26 protein-coding genes, 1 tRNA gene and 1 pseudogene are annotated in these 22,592 nt (G+C 52.7%); 16 read left to right on the top strand and 12 right to left on the bottom strand.

From position 1 onward, the window contains the following. Window positions 1-461: 461 nt before the first annotated feature. Window positions 462-1,226, bottom strand: coding sequence for an SDR family oxidoreductase (locus DG177_RS05500; protein WP_108810569.1), 765 nt, complete (start codon window positions 1,224-1,226; stop codon window positions 462-464). A gap of 125 nt (window positions 1,227-1,351) precedes the next feature. On the opposite strand from DG177_RS05500, the gene DG177_RS05495 reads away from it, so the two are divergent. The 3 genes from DG177_RS05495 to DG177_RS05485 all read left to right on the top strand — a co-directional run bounded on the left by DG177_RS05495 (window position 1,352) and on the right by DG177_RS05485 (window position 3,680). Next, the gene (locus tag DG177_RS05495; protein WP_108810568.1) at window positions 1,352-2,218 is read left to right on the top strand and encodes a LysR family transcriptional regulator; all 867 of its coding nucleotides are present in this window, start codon (window positions 1,352-1,354) and stop codon (window positions 2,216-2,218) included. A 201-nt stretch (window positions 2,219-2,419) separates the two neighbouring features. Next, window positions 2,420-2,995, top strand: a complete 576-nt coding sequence (locus DG177_RS05490) for a DUF2585 family protein (RefSeq protein WP_108810567.1) — start codon at window positions 2,420-2,422, stop codon at window positions 2,993-2,995. Window positions 2,996-3,146: 151 nt separating this feature from the next. Beyond that, on the top strand, window positions 3,147-3,680 hold the full coding sequence (locus DG177_RS05485; protein WP_108810566.1) for an FxDxF family PEP-CTERM protein: 534 nt from the start codon (window positions 3,147-3,149) through the stop codon (window positions 3,678-3,680). 50 nt (window positions 3,681-3,730) lie between these two features. Here DG177_RS05485 and DG177_RS05480 read toward each other — a convergent pair whose 3' ends face one another. From DG177_RS05480 to DG177_RS05465, 4 genes and pseudogenes are all read right to left on the bottom strand, one after another. Further along, window positions 3,731-4,000, bottom strand: a complete 270-nt coding sequence (locus tag DG177_RS05480) for a hypothetical protein (RefSeq protein WP_108810565.1) — start codon at window positions 3,998-4,000, stop codon at window positions 3,731-3,733. Window positions 4,001-4,005: 5 nt separating this feature from the next. Further along, window positions 4,006-4,215 (bottom strand): annotated as a pseudogene (locus DG177_RS17865) (mechanosensitive ion channel family protein); the annotation flags it as partial. 43 nt (window positions 4,216-4,258) lie between these two features. Beyond that, entirely contained in the window at window positions 4,259-5,656 is a 1,398-nt protein-coding gene (gene fumC, locus DG177_RS05470; RefSeq protein WP_108810564.1) for a class II fumarate hydratase, read from the bottom strand. A gap of 7 nt (window positions 5,657-5,663) precedes the next feature. Next, on the bottom strand, window positions 5,664-6,149 hold the full coding sequence (locus DG177_RS05465) for a ClpXP protease specificity-enhancing factor SspB (RefSeq protein ID WP_108810563.1): 486 nt from the start codon (window positions 6,147-6,149) through the stop codon (window positions 5,664-5,666). 126 nt (window positions 6,150-6,275) lie between these two features. Here DG177_RS05465 and hisB point away from each other — a divergent pair, with 126 nt between their 5' ends. From hisB to hisF, 4 genes are all read left to right on the top strand, one after another. After that, window positions 6,276-6,869: an imidazoleglycerol-phosphate dehydratase HisB gene (hisB, locus tag DG177_RS05460; RefSeq protein WP_108810562.1), complete on the top strand. Its 594-nt coding sequence runs from the start codon at window positions 6,276-6,278 to the stop codon at window positions 6,867-6,869. Window positions 6,870-6,963: 94 nt separating this feature from the next. Next, window positions 6,964-7,584, top strand: a complete 621-nt coding sequence (hisH, locus tag DG177_RS05455; protein ID WP_108810561.1) for an imidazole glycerol phosphate synthase subunit HisH — start codon at window positions 6,964-6,966, stop codon at window positions 7,582-7,584. After that, window positions 7,581-8,306: a 1-(5-phosphoribosyl)-5-[(5-phosphoribosylamino)methylideneamino]imidazole-4-carboxamide isomerase gene (hisA, locus tag DG177_RS05450; RefSeq protein ID WP_108810560.1), complete on the top strand. Its 726-nt coding sequence runs from the start codon at window positions 7,581-7,583 to the stop codon at window positions 8,304-8,306. The genes hisH and hisA overlap by 4 nt, the downstream gene beginning before the upstream one ends. Window positions 8,307-8,308: 2 nt before the next feature. Beyond that, the gene (gene hisF / locus DG177_RS05445) at window positions 8,309-9,076 is read left to right on the top strand and encodes an imidazole glycerol phosphate synthase subunit HisF (protein ID WP_108810559.1); all 768 of its coding nucleotides are present in this window, start codon (window positions 8,309-8,311) and stop codon (window positions 9,074-9,076) included. Window positions 9,077-9,398: 322 nt separating this feature from the next. Here hisF and DG177_RS05440 read toward each other — a convergent pair whose 3' ends face one another. Further along, the gene (locus tag DG177_RS05440; protein WP_108810558.1) at window positions 9,399-9,944 is read right to left on the bottom strand and encodes a hypothetical protein; all 546 of its coding nucleotides are present in this window, start codon (window positions 9,942-9,944) and stop codon (window positions 9,399-9,401) included. Between the two features lie 296 nt (window positions 9,945-10,240). Between DG177_RS05440 and DG177_RS05435 the strand changes: the two genes are divergently transcribed. The 6 genes from DG177_RS05435 (at window position 10,241) to DG177_RS05410 (ending at window position 13,379) form a co-directional block, all read left to right on the top strand. Next, window positions 10,241-10,654: a PEP-CTERM sorting domain-containing protein gene (locus tag DG177_RS05435; protein WP_108812797.1), complete on the top strand. Its 414-nt coding sequence runs from the start codon at window positions 10,241-10,243 to the stop codon at window positions 10,652-10,654. 154 nt (window positions 10,655-10,808) lie between these two features. Next, window positions 10,809-11,126, top strand: a complete 318-nt coding sequence (locus DG177_RS05430) for a phosphoribosyl-ATP diphosphatase (protein ID WP_108810557.1) — start codon at window positions 10,809-10,811, stop codon at window positions 11,124-11,126. Between the two features lie 3 nt (window positions 11,127-11,129). Beyond that, entirely contained in the window at window positions 11,130-11,510 is a 381-nt protein-coding gene (locus DG177_RS05425; RefSeq protein WP_108810556.1) for an HIT domain-containing protein, read from the top strand. 53 nt (window positions 11,511-11,563) lie between these two features. Next, window positions 11,564-12,997: a sodium-dependent transporter gene (locus DG177_RS05420; protein ID WP_108810555.1), complete on the top strand. Its 1,434-nt coding sequence runs from the start codon at window positions 11,564-11,566 to the stop codon at window positions 12,995-12,997. Between the two features lie 3 nt (window positions 12,998-13,000). Further along, window positions 13,001-13,204 carry a DNA gyrase inhibitor YacG gene (locus tag DG177_RS05415; protein ID WP_108810554.1) on the top strand — a complete coding sequence of 68 codons (204 nt, stop codon included), beginning with the start codon at window positions 13,001-13,003 and terminating at the stop codon, window positions 13,202-13,204. Between the two features lie 99 nt (window positions 13,205-13,303). Further along, window positions 13,304-13,379, top strand: a tRNA-Phe gene (locus tag DG177_RS05410). 427 nt (window positions 13,380-13,806) lie between these two features. Here the strand turns inward: DG177_RS05410 and DG177_RS05405 are convergent. The 3 genes from DG177_RS05405 to DG177_RS05395 are packed head-to-tail and all read right to left on the bottom strand — an operon-like array spanning window position 13,807 to window position 16,312. Further along, window positions 13,807-14,589, bottom strand: coding sequence for an SDR family NAD(P)-dependent oxidoreductase (locus DG177_RS05405; protein ID WP_108810553.1), 783 nt, complete (start codon window positions 14,587-14,589; stop codon window positions 13,807-13,809). Window positions 14,590-14,593: 4 nt separating this feature from the next. Then, window positions 14,594-14,995 carry an antibiotic biosynthesis monooxygenase gene (locus tag DG177_RS05400; RefSeq protein WP_108810552.1) on the bottom strand — a complete coding sequence of 134 codons (402 nt, stop codon included), beginning with the start codon at window positions 14,993-14,995 and terminating at the stop codon, window positions 14,594-14,596. A gap of 9 nt (window positions 14,996-15,004) precedes the next feature. After that, window positions 15,005-16,312 (bottom strand): cytochrome P450, encoded by a 1,308-nt coding sequence (locus tag DG177_RS05395; protein ID WP_337658540.1) that lies wholly within the window; start codon window positions 16,310-16,312, stop codon window positions 15,005-15,007. A gap of 109 nt (window positions 16,313-16,421) precedes the next feature. Here DG177_RS05395 and DG177_RS05390 point away from each other — a divergent pair, with 109 nt between their 5' ends. The 3 genes from DG177_RS05390 (at window position 16,422) to DG177_RS05380 (ending at window position 19,888) form a co-directional block, all read left to right on the top strand. Beyond that, a complete protein-coding gene (locus DG177_RS05390; protein WP_337658539.1) occupies window positions 16,422-17,012 on the top strand; it encodes a carboxymuconolactone decarboxylase family protein in 591 nt (196 codons plus the stop codon). 18 nt (window positions 17,013-17,030) lie between these two features. After that, a complete protein-coding gene (locus DG177_RS05385) occupies window positions 17,031-18,302 on the top strand; it encodes a cytochrome P450 (protein WP_108810551.1) in 1,272 nt (423 codons plus the stop codon). A gap of 317 nt (window positions 18,303-18,619) precedes the next feature. Next, window positions 18,620-19,888, top strand: coding sequence for a cytochrome P450 (locus tag DG177_RS05380; protein ID WP_108810550.1), 1,269 nt, complete (start codon window positions 18,620-18,622; stop codon window positions 19,886-19,888). 234 nt (window positions 19,889-20,122) lie between these two features. Here DG177_RS05380 and DG177_RS05375 read toward each other — a convergent pair whose 3' ends face one another. From DG177_RS05375 to DG177_RS05365, 3 genes are read right to left on the bottom strand one after another with little or no spacing between them, the layout of a single operon-like run. Beyond that, window positions 20,123-21,154 (bottom strand): sugar kinase, encoded by a 1,032-nt coding sequence (locus DG177_RS05375; RefSeq protein WP_337658538.1) that lies wholly within the window; start codon window positions 21,152-21,154, stop codon window positions 20,123-20,125. Between the two features lie 2 nt (window positions 21,155-21,156). Then, complete coding sequence (locus tag DG177_RS05370; protein WP_108810549.1) at window positions 21,157-21,813, bottom strand: bifunctional 4-hydroxy-2-oxoglutarate aldolase/2-dehydro-3-deoxy-phosphogluconate aldolase; 657 nt, start codon at window positions 21,811-21,813, stop codon at window positions 21,157-21,159. Between the two features lie 23 nt (window positions 21,814-21,836). After that, entirely contained in the window at window positions 21,837-22,592 is a 756-nt protein-coding gene (locus tag DG177_RS05365) for a glucose 1-dehydrogenase (protein WP_108810548.1), read from the bottom strand.

The following is a 22,592-nucleotide window of genomic DNA, read 5'->3' as shown; positions in this document are numbered from 1 at the left end:
TATACAAGATGCGCGGCATGAAAACCTTAGTGTTCAGACTATCCTTGCTGGTACATGAACACTGCCAACGACTCTGTTGGTTGTGCGGGTAATCCGAGCGTATCATGCGGCGAACGGTTGCAGACTGTTTTGCACAAGCGTGTAATCGGGTTGCGAAACTCACTCTGACAAATCGACAAGCACTGATTCAGCTGGCGACCATCTATTGGAACGGCGCAAGGCTAAATTAAAGGCTAAGTTGAATGCCCGACTTTCCTTATGCAGTGTTGCGAACGTTTTTTGGCGACCGTCTACTTTCGTGATACTATGATGCTATCGCTTTGCTTCTGCTTTCACAAAGCTGAATACTAGATTCCAGCGCTTTTTGTGCGTTATCGAAGCAGCTAAATGCGGTGCCCATTCTATTCAAATCGAGAACGCCTCGACGAAATCGAGGCGTTCTCGTTGTGATGCAGAGGATATTACATTCTGAATCCGCCGCTTGCTTCAATTCGCTGGCCGCTGATCCATCCGGCATCGTCAGAGGCAAGAAACGCGGTGATGGGACCGATATCCTCTGTCCTGCCGATCCGGCCGAGTGCGGTTTGGCTCGCCAGATAGTCCCGTGCCGCCGGTGCTTTCTCAAAGCGATCGGCATTGAAATCATTATCAATAGCACCGGGCGCGAGGACGTTCACGGTGATGGCGCGTTTGCCGAGATCGGTGGCCAGATAGCGCGTAAACGTCTCAACAGCGGCCTTCATTGCTGCGTAAACGACCATCGGCGAAGATACGACCCGGGTCAGACCTGTTCCCATAGTGATGATCCGGCCGCCATCGTTTATGAGCGGTTCCAGGTTCTGGGTGAGCATCACCAGGCTTTTGAAATTGGTATCATAAAGCTGGTCCAGTTCTTCCTCTGGAATGGCACCGAAGGAATGCTCGCTAGCGATTCCTGCGTTGTTCACCAATATGTCAAACTTGTCGGTGCCCCATGCGGAAAGCTGGTTGATGAATGCCTGTTGGAAATCCTGCAGGCTGGCAACCCCGGTTAAATCAACTTGGATTGCCGCAGCACGAACACCGCGGTTTTGCAGATCCTCAACCGTTTCTTTGGCAGCTGCTTCGTTTCTAACATAGGTGATGATTACGTCGGCAGCGTCGTCGGCTAGATGTTGCGCAGCATTACGACCAAGGCTGCGGCTGCCGCCAGTAACCAGAGCGATTTTGTTTTTGAGATTTGTCATCGATTCATCCTTTCGTGTTGATTGATGATCTCAAGATGCCGTGCGTCTGATCGGTTTGAAATTCTCCGTGATTGCATCGACCCATACAAATTTGTATGGCACATGGGTGAAAAGGAGACCTGCTGTTGGCAAATTGGTCGGACATACACTGGTTTCATGCGGTGATTGAGCATGGCAGCTTTTCCGCAGCAGCACGGGAATTGGGCACGACACAAGCGACTATAAGTCGGCGAGTAAAGGCTCTTGAAGCTGAATTGGGCAGTGCGCTGTTCATCCGTGGCCGCGAAGGCACAACGCTGACGCCGCTGGGGGAGGGCTTACGTGGGCCCGCTATGGAGATGGCACAAGCTGGGCGCAGTTGGGACAGGGCGGTCATTGGTGCGCGTTCAACACGCCGCCAGATCATTGTGACCTGCGGAGAGTTGATCGGCGGCTATTTGTCCAAATATCTAGGGCAGCTGCAAAAAGGCCTTGGCAGTGTGGATATTGAGCTCAGGCCAACAAATGCGATGGTTAATGTAAGCAGCGGTGAGGCCGACCTGGCGCTACGCAACAAGCGTCCCGAGTCTGGACAGCTCAAGGCGCGTCGACTGCATTCCGATAAATATGGTATGTTTTCGGTCTTTGGCGCGAAGACATTTTTCAGCGACAGGGAGATTAATAGTCTTGATGCCCTGCGTGGCTATGCATGGATAGCCCATTCGCGGGCGAACGCGCAGTTACAAAGTGCGCGCTGGATCACCGAGAATATCGGTGAAGAGCAGATTAGATTCCGGATGAATTCGACGGCTCTTGTTCTTGATGCGACACGTCATAATGAGGCGTTGGCCTTGCTGCCCAGGTTTATTGGCCGGCAAGAGCAGCATTTGGCCGAGGTCTTCGGCCCGGTTGATGGTCTCGCCTTCGAAATGTGGATTGTCCGCCGGGACGAAGGTTATCCTGACCCGGTGATGGAACGGTTGATCAAGAATATAGCAGCTGTTTTTAAATAACGCCTGCGTGGATGTTCGGGAATTGATGGACATTTGGAATAGAGTCTTCAGCCCCGCTTCATTGTCTTGGTGCCACGGAAAGTCCAGAATATTGGCGGGCTCCATTTTGCTGTGGCCTTTCGGTCAATTTGACGTGGTGAGGATGCTGCTTGCAATTGTCCGACCATGCTGCTGAATTGCTCGTCAATCTTTGGGGGGTATATGAAGATATTATCACGCAATCATGCACTGGCCGCAGTCGGTTTGGCGATACTCACACTGGCGATATTGTTTGGGATGGATCGGCCACCAATTTGTGAGTGCGGAACGGTGAAGCTTTGGCATGGTGCGGTACAGTCGGCAGAGAATAGCCAGCATCTGGCCGACTGGTATACGTTCAGCCATATCATCCACGGCTTTCTGTTTTATGGGCTTGGCTATTGGCTGTTTCGCAAACAGCCGGAGGCGGCTCGGTTGGGACTGGCACTATGCTTGGCGGTATTCATCGAGGGTTTTTGGGAAATTCTGGAAAACTCACCTCTGATCATCAACCGTTATCGCGAGGCAACCTTTGCCTTTGGCTATGCAGGGGACAGTATTATCAATTCGATGGCCGATATCGGCTGGATGACGCTGGGTTTTTTCGCGGCGCGGCGCATGCCGGTGATGGGGACAGTGGCGGTAGCAGTGATTTTTGAACTGCTGGCCCTCTATGCCATCCGCGACAATCTTACGCTCAATGTCTTAATGCTGACCTTCCCGGTTGAGGCGATCAAGGTCTGGCAGGGCGCAGCATAGCCTTTCGACTACAGCGTCTTTCTGCATATTATATTGCCAGTACGTGCAATTAGGACGACGAAATTACAATAAACCCGCTGTTGTAATATATTGATTTACTGTAAAAGATTCGCGTGGGGCAGTCTTTTTACCCTTTGTGGGAGAGATTGTAATGAAACGTGGTTTTTCTTGTACGCTTGCCATTGCACCAATGTTGGCTTTGGCTGTTCCTGGTTCGGCTAACGCTGCGGTTTTTCTGGACTTTGATGGCAGCGATGGCGTGTTTGGGAATGATGACGTAACGGCTGATACATTTTCTGACGAGTTTATTTTTGACACTGGCGTATCACCGGGACTGTTGTCAGCGACGATTTCGTCAATCGCGTCTTCCGATCCTTCGAGCAATATCGATTTTTCCTCTGTGACCATCAACGGTACAGAATTTGATCTGGTCCAGGCTGGCAGGATTGAGTTTCGCAGCATAGAAGATTTGCTGATACCGGGAGGCCTGCAAACGCTTATCGTCACGGGCACCTCTGGCGGGACTGGTTCTTATTCCGGGACGTTGGCATTCGCCAATGCTACCGCCGTTCCGGAACCCGCTGTCTGGGCATTCATGATATTCGGCTTTGGTGCCATTGGCGGTGCTCTGAGAACAACGCGCCGCCGTCAGCGTAAGGCGAATGTGAAGGTTGGCTACGCCTGAAATCTCTTTAAATGTCTGGGTATGTTTAGCAGCTGAAAGATGTCGATAGTCTAGCTTTCCACTGGTTCGGTCGGTGCGGGTGTACCCACTATGTCGATCACCTGATCAGAAGCAGGAAGTTGCTCATCCTCTTCCTTGGACCGGTCGTAGAGCGCTTTGGCAACCATTGCACCACCGACCAGCAGCGCGCCTGGTAGCGATCTGGTAGCGATACGCGCTGCTAATATACCTACACCGAAGCCCAGCAAGCCATTACCTTTTCCACGCTTTCGCGCCTCATTGCCAACAATGGCGGTGGCGACATTGCGAATGAGCGACATGATTTCTAGTCCTTTGCTGCGAGTGGTACAGGTTCCTTGAATGTATGTGTAACATAAGGAAAGGGAATTTCGATACCCGCTTCTTCCGGTGCGCGTCTGATCGTACGGATACCATTATCGTGGCTTTCATCCATGGCACGGGGTTTGGATCCCGACCACCAGCGGACCTTGAAATCGACAGAGCTGGAGTTGAATTCGCACGCGAAGACGTCAATGCGTACGCCCTGAAACTATCGTTTATTGTTATATCGCAATAACTTATACCATATTATCCGGTTTAACATGGGCGTCATAGGTTTGGGGGTCGACTAGTCCCAATTTCAGGGCAGCCTCGCGCAGGGTCATGCCTGTTTCATGCGCATGTTTGGCGATTTTGGACGCGTTGTCATAGCCGATAACCGGCGCAAGCGCGGTAACCAGCATTAATGATTGATCGACAAGTTCGGCAATGCGGGCGTCATTGGCTTCCAGCCCGTCGACGCAGCGTGCAGCAAAACTCGACATGCCAATCGACGCAATCTCTATCGAGCGCAGGACGTTGGCGCCGATCATCGGTTTGAACACGTTGAGCTCCAGATGACCCTGCATTCCACCGACAGTCACAGCCTGATGATTGCCGATCACTTGCGCCGCCACCATAGTCAGCATTTCGCATTGGGTTGGATTGACCTTACCCGGCATGATCGAGCTGCCGGGTTCATTGGCTGGCAGGATAAGTTCGCCGAGACCGGATCGGGGGCCAGAGCCGAGCAGGCGGATGTCATTGGCAATCTTGGTGAGCGATACAGCGAGCGTATTGAGTGCGCCTGACAGTTCGACCATCGTGTCATGCGCAGCCAGTTCGGCAAATTTATTCTGCGCGGAGGTAAACTTCAATCCGGTGATCTTCGCTATTTCTCGAGCAATATGTGCTCCGAAATTTTCCGGAGCGTTGAGACCAGTACCCACTGCGGTCCCGCCCTGCGCGAGTTGATAGAGTCGCGGCAAGACCGCCTCGATGCGGTCGCGCGCAGCCAGTAATTGTGCGGCATAGCCGGAAAATTCTTGGCCCAGCGTCAGTGGCGTCGCATCTTGCAAATGGGTCCGGCCAATTTTTACGATTGCCTTCCAGTTCTGTGCTTTTTCCGCCAATGCATCATGTAATTGCTCCAGCGCCGGAAACAGCTCAACCTCCAACGCGCGCGCGGCCGCGACATGCATGGCGGTTGGAAAGCTGTCATTGGAAGATTGCCCGCGATTGACGTGATCGTTAGGATGTACCGGGTCTTTGCCGCCGCGGATCCCGGTCAGGCTTTCATTTGCGATGCCCGCAATCACTTCGTTGACGTTCATGTTTGTCTGGGTGCCGGATCCAGTTTGCCAGATTGTTAGCGGAAATTGTGTATCGAAAGCACCCGAGCGCACTTCTTCGGCCGCTTTTGCAATTGCGCCAGCAATTTCCGGGTCGAGTCCATGAATGCCATTTACGCGCGCCGCTGCCTGTTTGACCGTTGCCAGCGCATGTATCAGGCGGATCGGCATACGTTCATGGCGAGGGAATGGAAAATTCTCGATACTGCGCTGCGTTTGCGCACCCCAATAGGCATCCTGCGGGACTTCTATCGGACCAATGCTATCGGTTTCTGTGCGGGTGGTCTTTGGAGAAGGGCCTCGCATCAGGCGATCACTTCTTCTTGCCGAAATCCACCGTTACAACGTTGGAACCATCATCGACTGTCTCGATCGCTTCCTGATCCCCGTCATTTTGTGCGGGTTCATGGCTGTCAAGATCGCCTTCGACCTCATCCACTTGAAATTGCAGAGCAAAATCGACAGCAGGATCAACAAATGAGGTAATCGCAGCGAACGGAATATGCAGCATCGAGCTGATCTGGTTAAAGCTAAGGCCCACTTCAAACCGGTCTTCGCTAACCGACAGATCCCAGTAGCGATTTTGCAGTACAATCGTCATTTCGTCTGGAAATTTCGCAATCAGGTGATCGGGGATATCGACGCCCGGTGCACGGGTCTTGAACGTGATGTAGAAATGATGTTCTCCGGGAAGACCATTGGTCTCTACTTCACCGAGAACCCGGCCAACAACGGCGCGCAGGGCTTCCTGCACAATCTCATCATAAGGAATCAGACTATCGGGGGCACTGTCATTCATAGATACTTGGTGGCGCGAACAGGTGGCAGGGTCAAGGGGATTTGAACAATTTTCGTCAACTGTGATATTTCTGATTTTGCAGTGAAATTCTTGCCTGATGAAATACAGCCTTTATAGGCATCAACCATGAGAACAGCGACAATAGAGCGAAACACCAAGGAAACAGAGATTTTTGTAGAGCTAAATCTCGACGGAACTGGCCAATATGACGTGTCGACCGGCATCGGTTTTCTCGACCATATGATCGAGCAATTTTCCCGCCATTCGCTCATAGATTTGACGCTTAGGGTCAAAGGTGACCTCCATGTCGACCAGCATCACACCACCGAAGACAGCGCTATTGCGGTTGGGCAAGCCATTGGCCAGGCTCTGGGCGACAAGGCTGGCATCGTGCGTTACGGCAGCACCTATTCACCGATGGACGAGACATTGAGCCGTGTCGCGCTGGATATCTCAGGACGCCCCTGGCTGGTCTGGAAGGCCGGATTCACACAGGAACGGCTGGGTGAAATGGACACGGAGCTGTTTAAACATTGGTTTCACAGTGTTGCCGATGCTGCGGGTATCACATTGCATATCGAGCTGCTCTATGGGGAGAATAACCACCATATAGCCGAGAGCATCTTCAAGGGCTTTGCCCGTGCGATGCGCCAGGCGGTTGAGCGTGATCCGCGCAAAGGCGACGCTATTCCTTCGACCAAAGGGCAGCTTGGTGGTTAGTCTCATCGTCATTCCAGCAGAAGCTGGAATCTTAGTCAAATTGCTCGCAACCTATAGGAGATCCCAGCTTTCGCTGGGATGACGGGTTACTGAGATGGCTGAAAAAATTGCTCTAGTCGACTATGGCGCCGGTAACTTACACAGTGTGCACAATGCGTTGATCGCAACCGGTGCATCCGGGGTGGTCGTAACCGCTGATCCGGATGTGGTTGCTGCGGCTGATCGCATTGTTCTGCCCGGTGTGGGCGCCTTTGGCGCGTGCCGCGATGCCTTGGCGGGTATCGACGGAATGATCGCGGCTCTCGATCAACGGGTCCGGCAGGAAGGTGTGCCATTTCTCGGCATCTGTGTCGGGATGCAATTGCTCGCCGATAAAGGCATAGAATTTGGGGAGCATCAGGGACTAGGTTGGATCAGCGGTACGGTACATGCCATCGAAGCAGCATCCGCGGATATCAAAATCCCGCATATGGGCTGGAATGATGTCACGCCTACGACCGGCCATGACCTGCTGGAAGCCGGAGAGGCTTACTATCTTCATGGCTATCATTTTGATGCGGCAGATGCGGACGATATTTTTGCAACCACCTTTCATGGCAAAAAGCTGGTTTCTGCCATTGGCCGTGACAATATTGTCGGGGTGCAATTTCACCCGGAAAAAAGCCAAGCCTACGGGCTGGCTTTCCTCACACGCTTTTTGGAGTGGAAACCATGATCGTTTTTCCTGCCATTGACCTGAAATCCGGCGAAGTCGTTCGCTTGGCCGAGGGTGATATGGATCGCGCGACCGTCTATGGCGATAATCCGGCGGAGCAAGCGGGTCTGTTCGCCACTGCTGGGGCTGAGCATATCCATGTCGTTGATCTGGACGGCGCTTTCGCAGGATCTCCGCGCAATGCTGAAGCCGTCGAAGCCATTATTGCCAGCTTCCCAGGCTATGTGCAGCTGGGCGGCGGTATAAGAAACCGGGAAACCGTCGAACGCTGGTTTGAACTGGGTGTGGCGCGATTGGTCATCGGCACGGCGGCACTGAAGGATCCGGAATTTGTTCGCGATATGGCGAAAGAATATGAAGGTGGCATCGTCGTGGCTGTCGACGCCCGTGAAGGTATGGTCGCGACCGAAGGGTGGGCCGATGTGTCAGAAGTCAGCGTGATCGATATGGCGCGGCGGTTCGAGGATGCCGGAGTGGCCTCTCTGTTGTTCACCGATGTCGGTCGCGATGGCCTGCTCACCGGCTGCAATATTGAAGCAACGGTTGATCTGGCCCGCGCGGTTGATATTCCGGTGATTGCCAGTGGCGGCGTCAAAGGACTGGATGACATTCATATGCTCAGCCAGTTTACCCAAGACGGTATTGAAGGCGTGATTACGGGCCGGGCGCTTTACGATGGGCGGCTTGATCTGGCCACCGCAATCGCGATGGCGAACCGATAAGCATGACCGTCCGTATCCGTATCATACCCTGTCTGGATGTCGCCGATGGCCGCGTGGTCAAAGGCGTCAATTTTGTTGATCTTAAAGATGCCGGTGATCCGGTGGAGCAGGCACGAGCCTATGATGCAGCCGGCGCGGATGAGCTTTGTTTTCTCGATATTGGTGCCAGTCATGAGAATCGTGACACGATTATCGATGTGGTACGGCGGACCGCAGAAGTCTGTTTCATGCCGGTTACTGTGGGCGGCGGCGTCAGAACGGCGAACGATGCCCGCGCGCTGTTGATGGCTGGAGCAGACAAGGTCGCGGTTAACAGTGCCGCTGTGTCTCGCCCTGAAGTGGTCAGCGACATAGCGGGCCGTTTTGGCAGCCAGTGCATGGTCGCCTCGATAGATGCGCGCTGCGTTGAAGAAGGGCGCTGGGAAATCTTCACTCATGGTGGCCGCACGCCAACCGGGATTGATGCCTTGGAACATGCCGTGCGCATGGCGGAATTGGGGGCAGGGGAGTTGCTTGTCACATCGATGGACCGTGATGGCACTCGTAACGGTTATGACCTGTCGCTGACCCGTGCTATTTCTGATGCGGTTGCTATCCCGGTCGTTGCCAGCGGTGGTGTGGGAACGCTTGATCATATGGTGGAAGGTGTCACAAAGGGCGGTGCCAATGCGGTTCTGGCCGCCTCGATTTTTCACTTTGGCCAGCATAGTATTTCAGAAGCACATGATGCGCTTCGTGCAGCAGGGCTGCCGGCGCGCCGTAGCAGTTAAGACATTATCTCAACTTGGTTCAAGATGAGACAGAATGAAAAAACCTTCTGTTAACCATCTATTTTTACAGAATATTAATCTTGTTTTCTCATTAACGTTTTTTAAACTATTTGTTCGCGTTCTCCGTTCATCGCGGTCAAATTTCTGTTTGAAATCGGAAAGGCCCGTCGGGCGAAATGAGGGATGAGATGAAGATTGTTCGCATTGCAATTATTGGCACAGTATCGGCACTGGCGGTGGCAGCCGTCCCGGCCCATGCTATCTATCCAACCCAATCGAAGGACGCGCAATCGCAGGGCGGGAAGCGCGGCGGATCATCTAGCTATGGTGGCAGTTCAGGCAGTTCGGGTAGCTCCGGCAGCTTCAGTTCCACCAGCACCGGCGGGTCCACTTCAACATCGTCCGGTGGATCGTCAACCAGTGGCGGCTCCACCTCTACTTCCACCGGTGGAAGCACTTCGACCAGTGGTGGTTCCACCTCCACGTCGAGCGGCGGTTTCTCCAGCACGTCAACCGGCGGCTCAACGTCAACATCATCCGGCGCAATTTCGACCTCTTCAGGCGGTGTTTCCACCTCAACAGGCGGAGTTTCCACGTCAACAGGAGGTGTTTCCACTTCGACCGGCGGCGTATCAACATCTACCGGCGGCTCATCCAGCTTTGGTGGATCGAGCAGCTCTTCCAGCTCAAGTTCCAGCAGCAGTTCGTCATCCAGCAGTTCCTCGAGTTCTGGCGGATCAACTGGTGGACACCCTGGCGGATCAACCGGTGGGACTCCTGTTCCCGCACCGGGCGTGATGATTCTCTTTGGTCTAGGCGCTGGCGGTCTTGCAGCAGGGCGATTGTATCGGCGTCGGCGTAAGAACAAATAAACAGACTCAATGCCGCATTCAGCGCAGGATTTCTGCTCTCGGAATAACCGATGAGGGGAGGCTGAACAGCCTTACCTCTTGTATTTAGCGCCCAGTTCGACTGATGCTTTGTCCCGTTATGGGACAACTATCTTCAAGGTTAATGTCGACTTAACTTACATTTTTCAGCGCGCGAAAAAGCCGTTAACCACTGTCACCGACTTGCGAGGCGGAAATCCCGTGATTGGCAGGAATATTGCTTCACCAATCCATCAAATATAATGATTTTCTGCCATATCCCCAAGGGTACGTTATGAAACTTGCAAAACTGACCATATTAACCGGAATCGCCATGATCGGCGCTTCGGCCGCGGTTCCAGCCAACGCAACATGGTATCCTCATCATGGAACGTCGCATGGCGGCTGGAGTACATCTGGCAGTTGGGGCGGTTCTGTTTGGGGATCATCAGGATGGAGCAGTTCTGGCTGGGGCTCTTCCGGTTGGGGTTCTTCCGGCGGCTGGGGTTCATCGAGCTACGGTGGGACGACAAGCACATCGACCAGCAGTACGTCTAGCAGCTCGACGTCAACTGGTTCATCGTCAAACGGCTCATCATCTGGCGGTATAACAGTGCCTGAGCCGTCCAACATGGTCATGCTGGCACTCGGCGTTGCTGGTCTGGTTGCCGGACGCATGGCGGCGCGCAAGAAACGCAAGAAATTGTAAAGTTCGTCACCGAATGGATGCGCAGATCTCTGATCTTGCTGCACCATGGAAGGGCCGTCATCGGGGGATTAGACGGCCCTTTCTTATGGGTAATATGGCCTACAGTCTTTCAAAGACTTGACGCCTGTCCCATTGCTCGCGCAAACGGGCATTCATGAATGATATATTGCACAAGCTGGAAGCGACCATCCACCAACGCCGGGATGCAGATCCCGAAGACAGTTATGTTGCCAGCCTGCGCGCAAAAGGGCGCGCGAAGATGGCGGAGAAACTGGGTGAGGAAGCAGTAGAAGCGGTTATCGCAGCGGTGCAGGGTGATGCAGCGGGAATGACAGGCGAGGCGGCCGATATACTGTTTCACCTGATGGTGTTGCTGGCCGATATGGGCCTGTCTGTTGATGATGTGCTGGCCGAACTTGCTCGCCGCGAAGGCCTGTCCGGCATTGCTGAAAAAGCTTCAAGAAAGGACTGAACCATGGCGATCGATGCAACCCAGCCTTATGATGACGAGAATATTTTCGCCAAAATCTTGCGCGGAGAAATCCCGAACCGGACGGTTTACGAAGATGAACATGCACTGGCTTTTCACGACATCAACCCGCAGGCACCGCGCCACATTCTGGTGATCCCCAAAGGCAAATATGTCAGCTGGGATGATTTTTCGGCTACGGCCGGTGAGACTGAAATCGCCGGGTTTGTTCGTGCGGTCGGCCATGTTGCACGGGAAGCTGGAATGGTCGAGCCCGGTTATCGCTTGCTCGCCAATATTGGCCATGACGGACATCAGGAAGTACCGCACCTCCATGTTCACATATTCGCTGGAAAACCACTTGGCCCGATGTTGATGAGAGGCTAGGTACAAGCATTCAGGCCGCTCAGACGGCGCGCGTAGTATATAGGGGAAGTATTATGGCAGGTTCAGTAGCACCGGGTGGAGAAGGCTGGTCGTCGAGATGGGCCTTTGTGCTGGCGGCGGTCGGCGCGGCAGTTGGCCTTGGAAATATCTGGCGGTTTCCCACTCTTGCCGGTGAAAATGGCGGCGGCGCGTTCGTACTTGTCTATATTGGCTGTATCATTCTTATCGGCCTTCCGATGGTTCTTTCTGAAATCCTGATTGGCCGACACGGCCGTAGCGACGCTTATCATAGCGTGGTGAAAGTGGCTGAGGATTCAGGCCGCAGTAAAAATTGGGGCATATTTGGCGGTATCGGGATATTAAACGCCTTTCTGATCCTCACCTTTTACAGCGTCGTTGCCGGTTGGGTCATGTACTATGTCGGCGTAATGAGCGCCGATTTTCTGGGGGCGATATTCTCGGGTAACCCGTTCGCGGGCGCCCTGGCCAGCGAAAATCCGGAAACTATCCCCAGCCGGATGACTGACCTTTTCTCCGACATTCCCATGCTGCTTGGCATGCATACATTGTTCATGATTATTACGATCTGGATTGTTGCGCGCGGTGTGACAGACGGTATCGAGAAAGCGGCAACCTATCTGATGCCGACCTTCTTCGTGCTTCTCATCCTGATCACGCTCTATGGCGCATTTACGGGCGAATTTGGCAAGGCCGTATCCTTCTTGTTCAACCCCGATTTTTCAAAACTATCACCATCAGTTGTGAATGATGCACTAGGGCAGGCGCTGTTCTCCATGAGTGTCGCTTCGGCGGCGCTGATCACCTATGGCGGCTATGTGTCCAGGGAAACCAATCTGGCACCCACGGCAGGTATGATCGCCTTTGCTGATACCGGCGTGGCGCTTCTCGCCGGTCTGATGATTTTCCCAATTGTTTTCGCCGTCGGCCTGGATGCAGCGGCCGGTCCGACATTGGTATTCCAATCCCTCCCGATAGCCTTTCACAATATGCCAGCCGGGTCATTGGTCGGTTTTTTGTTCTTCGTGCTGATATTTTTCGCCGCGCTCACCAGTTCGATATCGCTACTGGAAGGCGTGGTCGCCTGGGCGATGCGCCGGTTTGAATGGAGCAGAGCCTTCGCTGCCTGGCTGGTTGGCGGGGTCATATTCCTGATCGGTGTCGCCTGTGCCTTGTCCCTGAATGTCTGGAGTGACATCCGCCCGCTTGGCTTCATTCCGCTTTTCGAGGAAAAGAATATCTTCGATGCGATTGACGATCTGGTTTCGAAAATATTGCTTCCGGTGACGGCATTCCTGACAGCAGTCTTCATTGGTTGGCGCGCTGATAAGAAGCTTGTCAAAGAAGAAACCGGTCTGGAAGGCACGATGTTCGGATTGTGGCGCTTCCTGATTGCCTGGCTGGCGCCGCTCGCTGTAGCCATGATCTTCGTTTTCGCGGTCTTTCCCAACCTGATTGGCCAGGGATAGACGTTGGCCAGCACGCTCGCCCCCAAATGTCCGGTATGCGGCAAAGCAAAGTCCCAGGACTTCACGCCTTTCTGCAGCGCGGGCTGTAAAGATCGTGATCTGCTGCAATGGTTGGGGGAGGGTTATAAGGTCCCTGGAGCACCTGTTTCACCTGATCAATTGGCGGATCATTTTTCGGGAGATGCAGGCCGTGATGGAGAGTCATGAAGCCGCCAGAAAAAACGGCAATTTTTAGGGTAGACAACCCATGCAAGCCCCGCCTATAGCGGCGCTTCTAAATCGGCAGGATCATTGTTCCTGCCCGTTGCCCGAATAGCTCAGTTGGTAGAGCAAGCGACTGAAAATCGCTGTGTCGGTGGTTCGAATCCGCCTTCGGGCACCACTTTTTTCCCGTTTTTTCAGTGTCTCCGAATTTCGCAGGCTATCCTGAAAATAGTCCCTATATTCCGGTAGGTTAGCATGTGACCCATCCATGTGTTCGCAACCAGAGTCCATTTGTCAGTAGCGATACTGATCTAAAATGACCGATGATCTCGATGGATCGAAACGCTGGCACCAGATGCACTTCTTGATACTAGTGATTTTGGAGTCACTTGGAACCGAGTAACGCGCGGTGATCGGTGCTGCAAAGCGGCAGACTTCCTATGCGGGAGAGTTTGCGTCCGGTAAGGTGAGCAGGCTGTGTTTCATCGATTGTAGAAGAGAGGTTGTCGGGAGCCAGAAGCTGAGCCTGATAGGCTGCTGCAGATGGCCTTTGCTTTATGCTGGAGAATGCACACGATGTTGCCCCGAAGAGTCAATGAACCGAATCAACCTCCAATAACTTCAAGCGCAGCCAATTGTTTCAAGCTCTCTTCTCTTGTCGTTCCGCTGAAACCAAAAAAATATGATTGACCGGTTGCGCCGGCTGGACCTTGATTAACGATCCTAAACACCGCTGTTGCCAGATCATGGGGCTTCATACCCGCTTCTGCCTTCTCTGGTGATACCGCCCTTAACATCGGCGTATCGACTGCACCGAAGCACAGCTCATTCACACGTATCCCGCTGCTTTTCAGTTCCGCCGCCCAAGTCTGGGTTAACCGCCAAAGGCCAAATTTCGCGCAATCATAGCCGGTTGAACCGACAATATAAGACAGGTAGCGCTCTTCATTCATATGCTCGGTATTCATATTGATGATGACGGGATTATTTGCCTTTCCCAGCAAAGGAATGGCAGCCATCGTGCAGCAAAAGGCCGCATGAAGGCATGAATCTATCGCGGTCTGAAAGGCTTTGACCTGGCTATGATAATCCCCGCCGGTGAGCGAACTATCATTCCAGATCGCACTGTTGTTCACGAGCAAGTCGATATGATCGACTTCGCTTTCAATCTGATCGAATATCTCTCGCACCGCGCCGGGATCGCCGGCATTGGCCGTAAAGCTGGTACAATGCCCGCCAGCGTCGGCAACCAACTTATCAGTCTCTTCATTTCCCGACGCATCATGATCAATGTTAAAGATGCGCCCTCCGCGTTCACCAACTGCTTTGGCTATTGCTTGTCCTATGCCGACTGCGCCGCCGGTGATGACTGCTATCGGGTCAGGCATAACTTTATTTCCTTCCGGTCCACCAGCTGGCGATTTCTATGGGATAACGTTCTTGAGCAATCCGTAGATCCTCTTCCATGTCATCGGTCAAAACAGGATCGGCCGTGTGCACCAATCCGCCCCCTGCGCCTTCGACCGGATCGACATATTCCAGTTTGATATCGGCAATTACATCGGCAAAATCATGCCCTTCGTGATGGTCGGACATCTGGTGGCGGTAAAAGGCCCATTTGTCCGCGAACGACAGCAGGCAATAGAAGAAGTTTTCTTCCTGCCCCTTCCAATATTCATAGCGCGTGACACCGGTCTCGGTTTCCAGCGTCTGTTTGACCATATCCTGCGTAATCGCTTCGAATTTTTCGAGCTTATCGGGCTTGATCCGGATATGCGCCAGCAATGTGGTCATGGAGTGCTCCTAAGCTTTGGTGAATGTCAGATTGAGTTTGAGAGTACCGAGCATGATGCCAGGTTGATGCAGAAAATCATTGTCCGGGCCATATTCGATATCATCCAACCGATCGAGCAGATGGTTCCAAGCAATTGTCTGCTCCAACCGTGATAACCCTGCGCCAGGACAAACACGCGGGCCGGCAGAAAAGGCAAGGTGGCGCGTTGCAGCCTTGCGGTCGAGCTTCAACGTCTTCGCGTCTTCAAATTCATCGGGATCGATATTGGCTGCTGCCCACCGCAGATGAAGCGTCGATCCAGCAGGCACTTCCACGCCCTGGAAAACCTCATTTTGACTGGTGATACGCGTCGACAGGCCTTGGGTGGGAGAACGCAGCCGCATACCCTCCTCGATGAAGGTACGGATTAGGCTGCGATCCTGTTTGAGCTCCTGAAACAGTCCCGGCCGTTCGCAGATAAGCTGCGCTTGTTCGGCAAGCGCATATTGAGTGGTCTCCAGCCCCCCGATGAGCATGGCGTAAACAACACCGTTTATCTCATCGTCACTCAGTTTCCGATCAAGTGCCTTATAGTGCACCTGCGTCAAGAAGGAGATCATATCATCCTGTGGATTGGCACGCTTCTCACTCGTTTTCTGACGCACATATTCGCCAAAGCCGTCGAGCAGTCGCGATTTCTCTGCTGTCTGCTCCTCAGTCAGCCTATTATTATGCCCGCAACCGTGCACGAAGGCCAACACTTGCGCATTTCCCCATTTCTCTAGTTGCGGCGTATCTTCCATTGGAAAACCCAATACCGATGCCATAGTTCTTTGCGGCAACGGGCGAGCAAATTGCTTGACGAAATTCAATTCACCATCATCAATCCATTGATTGATCAGATGATCTACATGGCTCGCTATCATATCCCTATTGCGCCCAGCACCAGGCCCAACCCAAGGATCAGTCAACTCCTGTCTGTGCGAGCGCCAAAGCTCTGGAGTAGGGCGGAGCGAGCAGATGGAAATAATCATTGCGTCCAGACCAGGCATTTCCTGCGGAAGCTTCCCCTCCGCTTGAATCTGTTTAACCAATAAAGCCAGTGTTGGTGGAAAACGCTCCCAATCCTTTACTACCCGTGAAATATCCGCATGTTTGGAAAGGATATATGCGTCTTTGTCGGGTGTCAGGCCTTCGCCGGAAATTCGCATTACCGGTGCTTGCTGATGCAGTATATCATAAGCGCTATACCATTGTTCCGGAGCACCTGGCCCGAATAGATCCACATCATCAGGCGTGTGTGGACATTGCATGGGTGATGCACTTTCTTCGGCCACACTGTCCTCCTGACCTGCTTGTTTATTTCGTCAGTTGTTTAGTCAGCATAAAAGAGCATTCTTACTCGAAGCTCCATTGATAAATTGGAGAGGATAGGGAGAGGCGCAGATGAGCCGCATAGAAAAACTACCAGCCGACCAATGGGATCCCCGTATTGTCGCTGCAGTTAAGCCGGAAGAAGCAACCGATCTAGAGCAAGGTCTGACCCGGTTCTTCGCCCATTGTCCGGAACAGGCCCTGGGTTTGATGGGCTTTGGCGGAGCGCTCAAAATAAATCGATCGCTTCCGGATAGATTGGTGGAACTGGTGAGGCTGCGCGTTGCATTTTTCAATCAATGCCGATCATGCATGGCTATCCGTTATAGCGATGCACTGGCGGATGGATTGAATGAAGATCTGGTATGCTCGCTGGAGAAACCTGCGGAAGCTGAGAATCTCAGCGATGCGGAAAAGGTTGCTATCCGATATGGCGAATTGTTCGCTACTGATCATCTGGCAATCAATGACGCCATGCACGACGAGCTGCGCGAACATTTTAGTGAAGCACAGATTGTCGAACTAGGAATGACCGTGGCTTTCTTCGTTGGCTTTGGAAGACTCGCCGCAACATGGAAAATGGTAGAAGAGCTACCGGCCGCTTTTCAAGATACGGACAATCCAATCGCGCCTTGGGGAGAAGAGGCCGTCCACGTTCGTTAAAAATTGGGGAGATAGGAAATGGTTAGTACAGCTCAACCGCAAGTCAATCTGTTCGATGTTGAAACCCAGCAATGTCCCTATGGCGCCTATCAAAAACTGCGCGAAGAGGCTCCGGTTTTCAAGCAACCCGGCACCGACATATACGTTGTTTCGCGATACGAAGATGTGCGGGCGATATTAATGGACCCACATACTTTTCGAAGCGGTGCTGAGGGTACCGCTTATCGGATGAAGACGGGCAATGTCGAACGGCAAAAGAAAGTCGCAGCGCGCTTTGCAGAAAAAGGCTGGGTTCCCGAACCCACGTTGGGCAATCGCGATGATCCCGGTCACAAACAAATGCGTGCGATGTTTAACGAGGCTTTCCGGCCAGCGCGGATCAAAGAAATGGACCCGTTTGTTGAGAAACTTGCGTTTGAATTGATCGACGATTTTATCGACGATGGCCATTGCAATTGGGTGAAGCAATTCTCCGTGCCCCTGCCGCTTTACATTATCGGCGAGCAAATGGGTGCCAAGCGCGAAGATATGTGGAAAATCAAAGGCTGGACTGATGCCTTCTTCCGCCGCATTTCGATGATGCTGGATGAAGAAGCTGAACTGGAAATGGTTGATCGCGAGATTGAAGGTCAGCATTATTTCCAACCTATTTTCGAAGAATTGCGCAAAAATCCAAATGACGGTTTGCTGTGTGCACTTGTGAATACAGAGATTGAGGGGTGGGGCCGAACTCTGACTGACAATGAGCTGCATGCCGAAATGATGGCAGACACTTTTGTTGGCGGCAGTGAGACCACGACCAATGCGATATCCGCAGGTATGAAGTTGCTAATCGAGAATAAGGATGTCTGGCATCAACTGAAATCCGATCCAGATAAATATATGAAGGTCTTCATAGAGGAAGTGTTGCGCCTGGAATCGCCAGTTCAAAGCCTAATGCGCTTTGTAGCCGAAGAGACAGAAATTCAAGGAACCAGAATTCCGGCAGGGTCGCTAATCAACATCCGTTTTGCTGCTGCAAATCGGGATGACGGACAGTTCGAATACCCGGAGAAACTGAATCTGGATCGTGCAAAACCAGGTTCCCATGTCGCCTTTGGTTCCGGCGTACATCATTGTCTTGGTGCACCATTGGCAAGACGCGAACTTATCTGGGGCTTCACCGCAGTGATCGAGAAGTTTGAAGACATGTGGTTTGCGGAAGGCAAGAATGACTTCGCTTTCCACCCACACTTTCTGCTGCGTTCACTCAAAGAGCTTCATATCGAGTTTGAACCGAAGAAATGCTGAAGTAGCGCAACAGCCGACCCAATTTAATCTGTCCCGTCAAGAGATCCTTGGTGTAAATGTTCGAGGGCTGGACGATATTCTCACGGGCGTAATCGACGAGCCAAAGTGGTGCGATATGATTTCATAGTTTGGAGCGAATATATCCTGATTCTACGTCCAGCTTATGATATATTATCAATGCATTTTCTGCTGCTAAGCTCGCACTAGCGGGCATTGGTAATTTGAACTCTTCATTGATGTGTTAGTTGTCAGAATTGGCCCTGGCCGTTACTTCTCGGTGCAACAAAATGTTCTGATTTTTGAAGAGGAAAACATTTGTGGCGTCACCATCGACCATCAACATTTTTGAACCTGAAGTACTGAGCGACCCGTATGAGGCCTATAAGGAACTCCGCGCTGGTCCCGCTTTGCATTTTGTCCCTGAAATGAATGTGCACGTGGCAACGCGCTATGAGATTATTCGAGAAATCATAAGAGATACAACGACATTCTCTAGCGAATATGCGGCTTTTTTCGATCAGCTAAGGGCAGCTGGTATCGCGTCGGCATCGCCAGAGGTTCGCGCCGAACTAGAGCGTCTTGAAAAACTGATTATCCCGCCCGTTCCGACTATGCTGACCTTGGATGAGCCCGGACACACACGCTATCGCTCACTTGTCGGTGCGCTTTTTACGGCCAAGGAAACACGAAAATCGGAAGCGGCGGTACGAACGGTTGTTAATGAAACGATCGCTTCCCTTGATAGCGCGGTATCTATCGAGTTTATGGAGAGCTTTGCGGCACCAATCCCGCTAAGAGTCATAGGCCAGCGACTTGGTATCCCCGACGATGACGTGGCTTTATTCAACCGGGGGGCTACGGCAGCGGCCAGCGGACTGCGCTTGACGCCGCTGACCGGCGATCAAATGATCGAACGCGCAAAGACAGCTGTCGAGCTGCAAGACCTTTTGGTTCGATTGATCGAGGAACGCCGGAGTAATCCGACTGAGGATATGATCTCTATTCTCGCCAACTCGAAACTGGAAGATGAGAATCGGTATCTTGAACATGGAGAAACGCTTAGTATCCTGGGTCAGTTTCTGGTCGCAGGGCATGAGACAACCACAAGCGCATTCGGATGGGCAATGCTGCTGCTTTGCAAAAACCCAGAAATCGAAACCCAGATAGCATCCGACCCAAAAATGCTTGGTACATTTGTAGAGGAAGCCTTGCGTTTGGAGGCGCCAGTTCAAGGATTGCCAAGGCTTGTTACCAAAGACACCCAATTGGAAGGTTATGAGTTAAAGGCCGGAGAGATTGTCTTCTTGCGCTATGGATCGGCAAATCGGGATGAACGCAAATTTGATAATGCGGATAGCTGTGACCTGCATCGCAAAAAGGCCGGAGCCCATTTTGCATTTGGAGGTGGTGTCCATGCGTGCATCGGTGCACCCTTATCCCGACAGGAACTAAACCTTGGCTGGACCGCTCTTTTGCAACATGGCAAGAATTTCCGCCTGTCAGAGGGCAAACCAGAGCCCGAGGCTGAAATGAGCTTTATATTACGGAATTTGCCCGAGCTACATGTAGAATTTGATCTGTGCTGATCGCAGTATAATATTCCCCGTTACTGCAAGCAGCAGGTTTGTGGCTAATGCCCGCAGAAATTGGTGGTTGCGGATGCTTGGTCCGCTAAACCGCCAAACTCACGCGGCACATATTCTTCGAACGGCTATTGCTCACGGGACGGGTTGTCATTCGCGACGCGGCGAAACTGCTCGCTCGGGCGACATTGGTTTTTCCCGACTGACATGGAGAGCCTAGTCATCACAAACCTCTCGCTAACGCTGCACACGGCCCGATCCATCGCCGGACATCAATTTCTCAACCTCGGCTACGTTAACGCGATTAAAGTCGCCGAGAATGGAATGTTTCAAGCAGCTGCCCGCCACGGCAAATTCCAAAGACTGCTGACGATCCTTATAGGCATTCAAGCCATAGATGAGGGCTGAGGCGAAACTGTCGCCGCCGCCGACGCGGTCAATGATGTCGGTGATTTCATAGCGCCGGGACAATTTAAAATCGCTGCCGCGCTCACGCAGGCAAGCGGACCAGCCATTGCGGTCAGCGCTCATGCTTTCGCGCAATGTTATGGCGATCGTGGACATGTCTGGATATAGTTCGAGCACTTTTTCTGAAAGGGCCTCATATTTCTTGGTGTCGAGTTCGCCCGCTTCCACATCGACATCAACGCTGATGCCGAGCGATTTCTGGCAGTCTTCTTCATTGGCGATGCCGACATCGACATGTCTCACCAGCTCGGACATCACCTCGGGCGCGCTCTTTCCATACTTCCAGAGTTTACCGCGATAGTTGAAGTCACAGGATACAGTGATGCCTGCCTTTTTTGCGGCCTGTACGCACTCGATGCTGAGGTCGGCGGAGCCCTGAGTGAGCGCGGGTGTGATGCCGGTGATATGAAGCCATTTTGCGCCATCGAATATCGTCGGCCAATCGAAATCGCCAGTTTTGCATTCGCTGATTGCGCTATGGGCGCGGTCGTAGATGACCTTGGATGGACGTTGATTGGCTCCAGTTTCAAGGAAATAAATGCCTACGCGGTCTCCCGAGCGGCGGATATGGGACGTATCGACACCGAAACGGCGTAGCTCGCCTATGGCAGACGCGCCAACGTCATTGTCGGGCAGGGCCGAGACAAAACCAGCGTTTAGACCATAGTTGCTCAATGCAACTGCGACATTGGCTTCGCCGCCGCCAAATGTGGCTTCAAAACCCGGTGATTGGAAAAAGCGTTCATGACCCGGTGTCTTGAGCCTAAGCATGATTTCACCAAAAGAAAGAAATTCAGCCACTTTTAGTCCTCCGTAGTGCGCGCCTGACGGCCGATGGCGACCGCTTCCTGCGCCAATGTGGTTATCGCATCAAAATTTCCGGCCTCGATCTCAGCGGCAGGCGTGAGCCAGCTACCTCCGCAAGCAACAACTGAAGGCAGTTCAAGGAAATCGCTGAGATTGCTGGCTGATACTCCGCCTGTCGGCATGAAACGCATGTCGCGAAAGACGGAGGACAGTGCTTTCAGCATCGGTACTCCGCCAGCAAGCGATGCCGGAAAAAATTTCACCGTACGCAGGCCCAATGCATAAGCGCGCTGCACTTCTCCAGCGGTCATGGTGCCAGCATAGAGTGGCACAGATTGTTGCAAACAATATTCCGCCACTTCATCAACCAGCCCGGGACAAACAACAAACTGGGCGCCGCGGGAGATAACTTCCTTCGCTTGCGCGACGGTCAGAACAGTTCCTGCGCCTACGATGAGACCAGAGGTCTGTTTGACGATTGCTTCCATGCAATCAACTGCTTGATCAGTACGAAGAACGACCTCGATCACACTGAGGCCACCTTCGTTCAAAGCATTGGCGGTATCCACCGCGACGCCGGTGTCCTTCGCTCCTATGAGCGGCACAACAGGCGCGGCTGCAAGCCGGGCTTCAAGTTGCTGATCTATATCCATGCTTTTTTCGTTACCTCTTCAGATCAGGAGAAAAACAGACCACCGTTGATGTCGATATTGGTGCCCGTGATAAATGAGGCTTCGTCAGACGCCAGATAGGCAGTCGCGTCCGCTGTTTCCTCCGCGACACCTTGCCGGCGTAGTGGAGTTGAGTTGGCGACATTTTCACGCACAGCATCAGCGGTGAACGTATCGTGGAATGATGTCGCTATCATACCTGGGCATAGGGAATTACAGCGAATGCCCTTCGGCCCAAGATCCTTAGCCATTGCCCGCGTGAAGGTCATTACCGCACCCTTTGAGGTCGCATAGGCCGCTGCGCCTGGACCACCGCCATCACGTCCTGCGAGTGAAGCAAAATTAACGATAGCGCCGCCTTTCGGCATGTGGGGAACTACTGCCTTGGTCGCGAGGAAAGTGGATGTAACATTAAGCCGCATGACATGCTCGAAAAACTCCATGTCCATTTCGTCAAGGCCTTTGCGTTGAACCAACCCGCCAGTCACATTGACAAGAATATCAATCTTGTCTCCAAAAGCAGCCTGCGCGACAGCGATCAGACCGTCCACATCCTGAGGCTTCATCATATCGCCTTTGCAGGAAATAGCGGTTCCGCCGACGCCTTCAATTTCAGCAAGCGTTTCATTGGCCTGCTCTTCATTGTTGCAATAGTTCACGACAACCTTGGCGCCTTCACGGGCCAGTTTCACCGAGACAGCGCGACCAATATCCCGGCTACCGCCGGTCACAATTGCTACCTTGTCTTTCAATCTAGTCAT

The organism is Sphingorhabdus sp. Alg231-15, from assembly GCF_900149705.1.
Taxonomy (GTDB): Bacteria; Pseudomonadota; Alphaproteobacteria; order Sphingomonadales; family Sphingomonadaceae; genus Parasphingorhabdus.
This window is presented reverse-complemented; position numbering and strand designations above follow the sequence as displayed.

What these genes read in the sequence shown, in the direction of transcription:
- DG177_RS05500 (WP_108810569.1), bottom strand. Translation starts at nt 1,226, where the DNA reads ATGACAAATCTCAAAAACAAAATCGCTCTGGTTACTGGCGGCAGCCGC.
- DG177_RS05490 (WP_108810567.1), top strand. Translation starts at nt 2,420, where the DNA reads ATGAAGATATTATCACGCAATCATGCACTGGCCGCAGTCGGTTTGGCG.
- DG177_RS05485 (WP_108810566.1), top strand. Translation starts at nt 3,147, where the DNA reads ATGAAACGTGGTTTTTCTTGTACGCTTGCCATTGCACCAATGTTGGCT.
- DG177_RS05480 (WP_108810565.1), bottom strand. Translation starts at nt 4,000, where the DNA reads ATGTCGCTCATTCGCAATGTCGCCACCGCCATTGTTGGCAATGAGGCG.
- fumC (WP_108810564.1), bottom strand. Translation starts at nt 5,656, where the DNA reads ATGCGAGGCCCTTCTCCAAAGACCACCCGCACAGAAACCGATAGCATT.
- DG177_RS05465 (WP_108810563.1), bottom strand. Translation starts at nt 6,149, where the DNA reads ATGAATGACAGTGCCCCCGATAGTCTGATTCCTTATGATGAGATTGTG.
- hisB (WP_108810562.1), top strand. Translation starts at nt 6,276, where the DNA reads ATGAGAACAGCGACAATAGAGCGAAACACCAAGGAAACAGAGATTTTT.
- hisH (WP_108810561.1), top strand. Translation starts at nt 6,964, where the DNA reads ATGGCTGAAAAAATTGCTCTAGTCGACTATGGCGCCGGTAACTTACAC.
- hisA (WP_108810560.1), top strand. Translation starts at nt 7,581, where the DNA reads ATGATCGTTTTTCCTGCCATTGACCTGAAATCCGGCGAAGTCGTTCGC.
- hisF (WP_108810559.1), top strand. Translation starts at nt 8,309, where the DNA reads ATGACCGTCCGTATCCGTATCATACCCTGTCTGGATGTCGCCGATGGC.
- DG177_RS05435 (WP_108812797.1), top strand. Translation starts at nt 10,241, where the DNA reads ATGAAACTTGCAAAACTGACCATATTAACCGGAATCGCCATGATCGGC.
- DG177_RS05430 (WP_108810557.1), top strand. Translation starts at nt 10,809, where the DNA reads ATGAATGATATATTGCACAAGCTGGAAGCGACCATCCACCAACGCCGG.
- DG177_RS05425 (WP_108810556.1), top strand. Translation starts at nt 11,130, where the DNA reads ATGGCGATCGATGCAACCCAGCCTTATGATGACGAGAATATTTTCGCC.
- DG177_RS05420 (WP_108810555.1), top strand. Translation starts at nt 11,564, where the DNA reads ATGGCAGGTTCAGTAGCACCGGGTGGAGAAGGCTGGTCGTCGAGATGG.
- DG177_RS05405 (WP_108810553.1), bottom strand. Translation starts at nt 14,589, where the DNA reads ATGCCTGACCCGATAGCAGTCATCACCGGCGGCGCAGTCGGCATAGGA.
- DG177_RS05400 (WP_108810552.1), bottom strand. Translation starts at nt 14,995, where the DNA reads ATGACCACATTGCTGGCGCATATCCGGATCAAGCCCGATAAGCTCGAA.
- DG177_RS05390 (WP_337658539.1), top strand. Translation starts at nt 16,422, where the DNA reads ATGAGCCGCATAGAAAAACTACCAGCCGACCAATGGGATCCCCGTATT.
- DG177_RS05385 (WP_108810551.1), top strand. Translation starts at nt 17,031, where the DNA reads ATGGTTAGTACAGCTCAACCGCAAGTCAATCTGTTCGATGTTGAAACC.
- DG177_RS05370 (WP_108810549.1), bottom strand. Translation starts at nt 21,813, where the DNA reads ATGGATATAGATCAGCAACTTGAAGCCCGGCTTGCAGCCGCGCCTGTT.
- DG177_RS05365 (WP_108810548.1), bottom strand. Translation starts at nt 22,592, where the DNA reads ATGACTAGATTGAAAGACAAGGTAGCAATTGTGACCGGCGGTAGCCGG.